The sequence below is a fragment of the Holospora undulata HU1 genome, from assembly GCF_000388175.3.
Classification (GTDB): domain Bacteria; phylum Pseudomonadota; class Alphaproteobacteria; order Holosporales; family Holosporaceae; genus Holospora; species Holospora undulata_A.
Genome location: NZ_ARPM03000076.1, coordinates 1 through 8,361, shown reverse-complemented (window position 1 = coordinate 8,361; position 8,361 = coordinate 1). Strand labels below are relative to the sequence as shown.

Sequence of the window (8,361 nt, the reverse complement as noted above, 5' to 3'; positions counted from 1 at the left end):
CTCAGGTGGATCAAAGATAAACTCTTATTCTTTGATTTCAGCGATCTTTTAAACTACCTGAAAAAAAGTGAGGGGGAGTATGCTGAACTGATACAAATAATTACAATTTTATAAGATTTCAGAATACTTATGTTCTAGATTTTTTCAAAAAATTTTATCCATAAAAGTTCCGTTATTTATTAATTATTCTATATTCCGTTAAACACAACAGAAGCGATGAGTTAAAAATAGCTTAAGAGGGGGGAGAAAAGTATTTGACCCATCGATTTGTTTTTAAAGTACACGCTGTATTAATTTTTTTTAATAATTAATTTGTAATTCTTCGAAAATTTAAGTCTGAAAATTTAAGGAACTAATTTACTCAGAAAACTCTTTCTTGCAATAAATTTTTTATGTCTCTGATTTACCGCTGTATCCAGCCTTTGAGGTGATACTTCATCAAGAATCTGTTGAACTTGTTTATCTGGTGTCGCAAACCTTCTTTCAGGTACATAATTTTTTTCTACTTCTGAATTCTGAATTTCTACCACATCCGATTTTTTGATAGCTTCCAATGATTCTAGATAGTGATTAAAATATTTTTGGTACTGCGGATACTGTGTATCTAATTCTTTAGAATTCTTTAATGCTTCATATTTTTTTTGATACCCGGTCTTCTCGTTTTTCAACACAGATATATTCGCGTTTAATTTTTGAATGTTCCCAGTGCTTTCGACAGAATAAAAATTTTTAATTTTCTTTTCTTCATTTTCTTTTACCCTTAATTGTTCATCTATTTCTAATTCTAATAACTTTTCAAAAAATTTATATACAAAATTTTCTACTAAATTTTTTCTCGTTTGTTTTAGTTCTTGGATGAAATTTAAAAATTCTCCAGCAACTTTTTTTGTGTATTCTTGTTTTTGTTCAAAAGATATCGGCACTGATTGTATTTCTTCAGTAACCGAATTCACACTTTTTGCCAATTCTTCCAGAGGTTCAGCGTGGACCGCGGTACATATCATCATAGCCAATATTACACGAAAAAAATTTATTTTCATTTTATTACCAGTTCGAAGCTCATAGCATATATTATATTCTAAAAATGATAAAACACCGTAAACATAAAATTAGATAATCAATATTTTTAAAAAAATCTTTACAGATTAATGAGAGTAAAAAAAATCAACATTTCAAAAAATATTTGATGGGTTAAAGAATCTAATAGAAGAAAAAATTCAAAAGAAAGCCACAGAAAAGTGTAAGTACTTAGTATCAGTTATTGATAATTACTTGGCTATATAAGGAAACTTCTACCTTCATTATTTAAGAAAATTATGGGATCGCAAAATGTAGAGCGCAGTTTTGTATTCTCTAGTAATCTGGGTAATTATCTGAATTTTATGCTTCGCAGACGTTAGAGGGTATATTAAAAGTTCTTTTTTTTGAATAGAGTAATTTGTTTATAATAGGAAAGGATTCTTTTCTTGGAAATATGAATTTAACTTTTTAAGACGATTTTTATATATTTTGTACCTATAGTTTGCACATTTTTTAGTGTTTCATGGAATTTTTTACACTATTATTGAACCATGATTTTGACGAAAAATAATTTTTCTTGATTTTTATTCACTGCGAAACCTAAAAAACCAGGCTTCAAACTTATATCATACAAATTAGAGTTTGTAGTAAAATTGATCATAATCTCAAGAAAAAATAATTTTTTTTAAGTGATCAGGCGTTCCTTGTTTTGCATCATATGAACTGCTAAAATACACAGGTCAGAGTATAATTTATGCATTTTTATTATGAAATTTACCTGGTCTTGGCTTAAAGATTTTATAATTCCTAAAGGAAGTCCCGAAGATTTAGCATGTCGTCTTACGGAAAGTGGAACCGAGACTAAGGTTTCAGACTTGTATTCAGAGCTGAAAGGCTTGCAAATCGTTCAAATACAAAAAATTGAAGCTCATCCCAATGCACATAGCCTAAATTTGTGTACGGTTTCTACTGGAAAAGATTCCATTACTGTTGTGTGTGGGGCATCCAATGTTCGCCTTGGAATGCAAGTTGTGTTGATTCGTCCAGGGCAACGCCTTCCAGGAGATCCTCATCCGCTTACACTTACCACCATTAGAGGCATACAAAGTCCAGGAATGTTGTGTTCTGCAAAAGAGCTGAATCTTGAAGGAATTTTTTCTGAACATGCCAAAGAAGGGATCTTAGAAATTGCTCATCCCGACGCCTTAGGCAGAGAGCTGTATAGCATCTTACCTAAAGATTGGTTCTTTGATTGTGAAGTCACCACAAATCGTGCAGACTTGATGAGTATTTTTGGAATAGCAAGAGAGCTTGTAGCATTGCAAGCTGCTCAGTGGAAAGATTCTATCTGGCCTGGCACTCTGTCAGAATCTTTTACGTTAACCGAACTGCCTATCCCTGAAATTCGTATAGAAACAGAGCTGTGTTGCCAATTCCACATGGCTCGAGTTCAACAAGATCCTGAAAATCTTTATCAAGCGCCTGTTTGGGTAAAGCGGCGCTTAAGAGACGTACAAAAATCTCTTTGTCAAGACGTTGTGGATGCGCTTTCATATTATACACACACCTTTGGGACGCCTTTTCACGTTTTTGATGGTCAAGCACTGACCCCCCCTTTAGTAATAGAGTGCACAAATTCTGATACGCCTTTTTCAGCGCTTTCTTCAGAAAAAGAAACAGCAAAGACCGTTCTTATTCCCCCTAGTTCTATCGTTCTAAAAAATAGAGAAAATATTTTGGCACTTAGCGGAATTCTTGGAGGAGATCATTCCAAGTTCCGACCATCCAGTACTTTAATGTATGTTGAGGCAGCAGAGTTTGATCCAAAGACCATCAGTCTTACAGGTCAAAAAACTCGTCTTATGACGGGGGCGCGAAGAATATTTGAACGAGGAATAGATGGAGCTTGTGTAAAAAATCATTTGATTCAAGTATTGCGGTGGATGGGATTTTCTTTAATCAATATTCATACTGCAAAGCCTTATGCTTCCAGTAAGCCGTCTGAAATTGCTTTATCGGTTAACTACTTTAAGAAATTTACTGGGTGTAATGGAATAACCGCTCAAGAAATGTCTCAGCGGTTAAGTTCTTTTGGGTTTCAGGTGAAAATTGAATCACAAAAAGACAATGAGGTTTTGTATGCTGTTCCTGCGCTTTGGAGAAAAGATATTCAAGGAGCTCCCGATCTTATTGAAGAAATTTTACGATTTAAAGGGTGGTACCAAGAAGTTCCAATGACTTTTCCTTTGTTGTCTTCTTGTTCTTCCGCACATAATCTTCTTCACAAACGAATTCAAGATGCTCGTACGTACTTAATGCATCATGAGTTAGGGGAAGCAGTAACCTGGTCTTTCATCAGCGCAAATAAAGCGCGTCTATTTTCCACCTTAGATGAAAGCGTGTTAAGCGATATGACCTTGATTAATCCCATTGCAAAAGATATGGCAGTTATGCGTCCGTCGATGCTTCCTAATTTGGTAGATTTAGCGTTGTGGCATATTCATAATCATCTTCCAGTGCAAGCAAGATTTGAATGGGGGCCTGTGTTTTTTTCAGGGCATCCAAAAGGACAAAAAACGTTAATAAGTGGAGTGTTTTCTCAAAATTTGCCAACTGCTTGGGGGCGTGCTCCTTGTTTTTCTTTTTTTGATCTTAAACGATTGCTAGAGGGAATGTGTATGCTTTGGGGGAAAGCCCCTTACTATGTGGAATCGCAACTTCCTTGGATGCACCCAGGCCAGTGTGCGAGTATTTGGGTAAAAGATCGCTGTGTTGGGTTTATGGGAAAAATTCATCCTCGTTTGACAGAAGATCACTCTTTAATGGCTTTTGAGGTAGATCCCGAGCAATATCCTTTAGCTTTAGCGCCAGAAAATTTTGTTGCGATAGTTCCTCCTATCGAAAAAGAGCTTTCATTTTTTCTAGATTCAGGAACTATAGGAAATTTTTTATACGAATTAAAACAGCAAAGTGCAGACTTAATAGATGTATGTTTATTAGATTGTTTTGAAAAGGAAAACCGAACATCTATTTCAGTACGGTGTACTTTTCAGCCAAAAGATCGTTCCTGGTCAGGAGAAGAAATTCATCAGCATTTAGAATCTTTGGTACGTTGGGCGCATCGCAATGGTGCATTACTGCGAGGAAACGCATTGTTTTCTCATTTGTAAAAAAACTAAACGTTTGAATAGAATCTTTTGATAATAAAAGTAATGTGGGTGTTCCAGCAAAATACAATTGTTTGTGGAGGGTTTTTTGTACCGCTATCGCACAAGATTTCGTGAAGGGATTTAGTCTTTTGCGATTTCAAAGCTATTTACTTGGAGTCAAAAAGGTGTATGGAAAAGCGTTTTTGAAATATTAGCCAGTGATGCTGACAACAAGTGCGCGATGAACTTTTATACCCCATTAATACAGGGCTAGCAATAAAAAAAAGACTTAAACCAAGTCATTGAGGGGTAAGTACTAAAATCTGTGCAATCTGTAATATCTAGGGTAATCCCATCGATTTTCACTTGACAAAAAGCCAAGACGATGATCTGGGAGGAAGGAGATGCGTTGATGGATTGCCTCATGAAGGCTGATGGAGTGCTTGCCGACTAGAAAGCGCAGCACACACTCTTTGATTAAAAAGTAACAGCCTGTCTTTATTCCGCCAAAAGTACCAAGGGGTGTTCAATATAGTACTGAATTTTTCTAATAAACTGTGCTGCCAAAACCCCATCTATTGCTCTATGATCTGCAGAAAGCGAGATGTCCATCATTTTTGCAATAACGATTTCTTGCTTTTCTACTATAGGCTTTTCCAGGGTCGCTCCAACGGCTAAAATTCCTACTTGAGGGGGGTTAATGATGGCTTGAAAATTTTCAATCTGAAACATCCCAAGATTAGATACAGTAAACGTTCCATTTTGATATTCTTGGGGAGTCAAAATTCCAGAACGCGCACGTTCCACCAGTGTTTTAACTTTATTAGATAGCCCAAATAACGAAAGCTCTGCAGCATTTTCAATAATAGGAGTAATAAGCCCATTTTCTAAAGAAACCGCAAACGCTAGCCTTACTTTTTGAAACTGTGTAATTCCTTGCAAAGACGCGTGAGCATTCATTTGAGGAAATGTTTTTAAAGCTTGTGCGGTAGCTTTCAAAATAAAATCATTAACCGAAACCCGAGCGTCTGGATGTGCACGGTTTAGCTCTTTTCGTAAATCCCACATCGCATCCATCCGGCACGAAAGGTTAACATAAAAATGAGGTATTTCCTGTTTGGACTGTGTTAGTCTCTTGGCGATAACATTACGCATTCCAGAAAAAGGGATAAACGTTCCTTCTTCATAGCTGGGCGATGGAGCTTTTTTTTCCTCCAAAATATCATCTGATTTTCCTAATTCTTTTGAATCTTTTGTTAAAACACTTGGACCTTTCTGGCTAATAGCACGTTCCACATCTGCCTTCACAATACGTCCGCCAGGGCCTGTTCCTGTGCACATATTTAGATCAATTTGATTCAGGGCTGCGATCTTTTTTGCTAAGGGGGAAGCGGGAAGAATTTCCGACGACTTCATTGTTTTACCAACTTCCAAATCTAAACTTTCTTTATCCTCTTTTTTATTTTTCTCAAAAGATTCTAAAGAATTTAAAGAAACTTCATAGGCGGAATCTTTTTCTGAAGAAGAAAAAGTTAAACTCTTTATTAGCGTATCTAACTCTTGCACCGTGTCTTCCGGTTCTTTAAAAATCGCCAAGGGAGTTCCTACAAGAATACTTTTTGCTCCGCTGGGAATAAAAATATGAAAAAGTTCGCCTGAATCTGTTGCCTCAAAATCCATAATGGCTTTATCAGTTTCAATAGCCAACAAGGTGTCGCCACTTTCGATGATGTCTCCTAAAGACTTTTCCCATTTAACGATATCTCCTTGCACCATGGTGGGGGACAAAGCAGGCATTTTAAATATAATGGACATGGATTCTCCTTTTGGGGCAATTTTGGGACAATTTGAAAACTGATGAAATGATATAAAACATTCTCTTAGCGCATTCCTTTGCAAAGGTGCTTTACTGAATCTACTACGTCCTGCACATGGGGAAAGCACAGTAATTCTAAATTTTTTGCATAGGGAAGGGGGATGTCTTTTCCAGACAAGCGCATAGCAGGGGCATCCAAAAAATCAAAAGCCAGCTCTATTGAAAGGGCTATGATTTCACTTCCTATTCCACACACGGGCCACCCTTCTTCTACCACCAAACATCGATGAGTTTTTTGAATGCTGTTACGTAAAGATTCTATATCCAAAGGCCTTAGGGTACACAAATCTAAAACCTCTGCAGAAATCCCAAGTTTCGAAAGAATTTCTGCCGCTTGTAAACATACCTTAACCATCAAAGAAAAACAAACGATAGTAACGTCTTGACCTTCTTTTCGAATTTTGGCTTTTCCTATAGGCCAAGGGTTTGAAGACGCTTCTAAAGGAAAAGACTCCCCGTATAAAAGCTCGTGTTCTAGAAAAACCACCGGATTATCGTCTCGAATTGCTGCCTTAAGTAACCCTTTTGCGCTTTGCGAATCATAGGGCGCAATAACTTTTAGACCAGGACAGTGAGAATACCAACTGGCATAACATTGAGAGTGCTGTGCACCCACGCCTGCAGCAATACCATTAGGGCCTCGAAAGACGATAGGACACTTTACCTGCCCACCAGACATATACAGTGTTTTGGCTGCAGAATTTATTATGTGGTCAATGGCCTGCATTGAAAAATTAAAACTCATAAACTCTACAACGGGTCGAAGCCCTGCGTAAGCTGCTCCTACCGCCAGACCTGAAAACCCATATTCAGAAATAGGAGTATCAACTATGCGCCCAGAACCAAAACGTTCCCCCAGCCCTTTACTTATTTTGTAAGCACCTTGATATTTGTCTACTTCTTCCCCCATCAAAAATACGTTTGGATCTCGTTCTAATTCTTCTTCAAGAGCTTGACGAAGCGCTTCCCTTACCGTAACCATAAACAAAATGTAACTGAATTATCTATAAACTTGCCATAGTTCTCTTTTAAGGTCAAGTTCTTTGCAGTGTAAACAAAACGCTATCTAATATTTTTTCTTTGCTCACTGTCAGATCAGAAAACGTGAAAGGCTATTTTTTTTTAATATCCGTTATTTCCAACGTCCGTTACAGCTAAAGCTATATAGAAATGATTATGGATATCTTGGAAGAGATTTTCTGTGCTTCATCCAAGATGAGTGCGCCTAAGTGCTTTTTCCTGTGCTTCATCCAAGAGGAATGCGCCTAAGTGCTTTTTCCTGTGCCCATTTATGTTTGATGGGATTTGAAGTCTGAGTGAATGGCAAAAAGATAGAGGAGAGTGTGTTCTGAAGCTTTTAAGGCCTTTAGCATGCCTTGGATTTTGTGAAAGGTTGCATTGTCCATGGCTCTCCCCACTGCTTTTTAGGAAGTTAGGGGATTAAATCTTGCAGCATCCATGCGTTGACCCCCAAGATGTTTACAGTTGTTTGAAACAGACTCCCGGTCAAAATAACGCCGCTCAAAAGTGCACAATGACATTCGTGCGATCCTTTACATACCCCAGTCATGGCTGCCAAACCGCCGATAATTTTTCAAGCCATAAAGTTGAAAAGCACGTCGTGATCATCCGACCTTATCAATGAAAACGATGGGGCGTCCTTCCTTTTGATGCTCCTTGAATCTTTTGGTAAAAAATGCCTTGCTTTTCGACCTCTGCCTTGGGATGACGCAGGCTTTTTTTATACGTCACGCCGAGGCGTTCCAGAGCTGAGCGTATTACTGAGGGGCTTGCTCCCAGCATTTCAGCACGGCTCATAGTTGTACCAGTCGGGAGAGTTTTTTACGTTTAGCTCTTCTTCCTTTCTGTTTATAACTCTCTACGCCGAAAATCTACTGAATATGTCATAAAATTATTAATTAAAATCGTTTTATTTAGCTTTTGCTATATTTGCACATACTCCCCCTCACTTTTTTTCAGGTAGTTTAAAAGATCGCTGAAATCAAAGAATAAGAGTTTATCTTTGATCCACCTGAATCCCCTTGTGAAGTATGAATACAAAGATGAATAGAAAGGCGCTCTGACTGTTTTTTTGTAAGCAATTTCTTGTGTAAGGCCCGTTATAAAAGCGTATACAATAGCAACAGCGACAATGGTCAAGTTTGGAAAGTCTTCCCAAATCTTTCATAGGGGTATTTTCAAGGGTAACCCCTTGCGTTTTCATAGTTCTGAACAGCCGTTCAATATCCCATCTTTGTTTGTTTAGTACCCGGTCTTTATCTTGAGCAAATGACAAGGTGCTCATCTTTAATCTTT

The 8,361-nt window shown here is 37.5% G+C and carries 5 protein-coding genes and 1 pseudogene; 1 reads left to right on the top strand and 5 read right to left on the bottom strand.

The features are described 5' to 3' along the window. Positions 1-344 precede the first annotated feature (344 nt). Entirely contained in the window at positions 345-1,040 is a 696-nt protein-coding gene (locus K737_RS01405) for a hypothetical protein (protein ID WP_006293590.1), read from the bottom strand. Positions 1,041-1,787: 747 nt separating this feature from the next. On the opposite strand from K737_RS01405, the gene pheT reads away from it, so the two are divergent. Beyond that, positions 1,788-4,190: a phenylalanine--tRNA ligase subunit beta gene (gene pheT / locus K737_RS01400; protein ID WP_006298250.1), complete on the top strand. Its 2,403-nt coding sequence runs from the start codon at positions 1,788-1,790 to the stop codon at positions 4,188-4,190. Between the two features lie 477 nt (positions 4,191-4,667). Here pheT and K737_RS01395 read toward each other — a convergent pair whose 3' ends face one another. From K737_RS01395 to K737_RS01380, 4 genes and pseudogenes are all read right to left on the bottom strand, one after another. Further along, the gene (locus K737_RS01395; protein WP_024161355.1) at positions 4,668-5,984 is read right to left on the bottom strand and encodes a dihydrolipoamide acetyltransferase family protein; all 1,317 of its coding nucleotides are present in this window, start codon (positions 5,982-5,984) and stop codon (positions 4,668-4,670) included. 65 nt (positions 5,985-6,049) lie between these two features. Then, positions 6,050-7,027, bottom strand: coding sequence for a pyruvate dehydrogenase complex E1 component subunit beta (locus K737_RS01390; RefSeq protein WP_006298247.1), 978 nt, complete (start codon positions 7,025-7,027; stop codon positions 6,050-6,052). A 656-nt stretch (positions 7,028-7,683) separates the two neighbouring features. Beyond that, positions 7,684-7,863: a hypothetical protein gene (locus tag K737_RS01385; protein ID WP_023491149.1), complete on the bottom strand. Its 180-nt coding sequence runs from the start codon at positions 7,861-7,863 to the stop codon at positions 7,684-7,686. A 199-nt stretch (positions 7,864-8,062) separates the two neighbouring features. Then, a pseudogene (locus K737_RS01380) lies at positions 8,063-8,361 on the bottom strand (hypothetical protein); the annotation flags it as partial.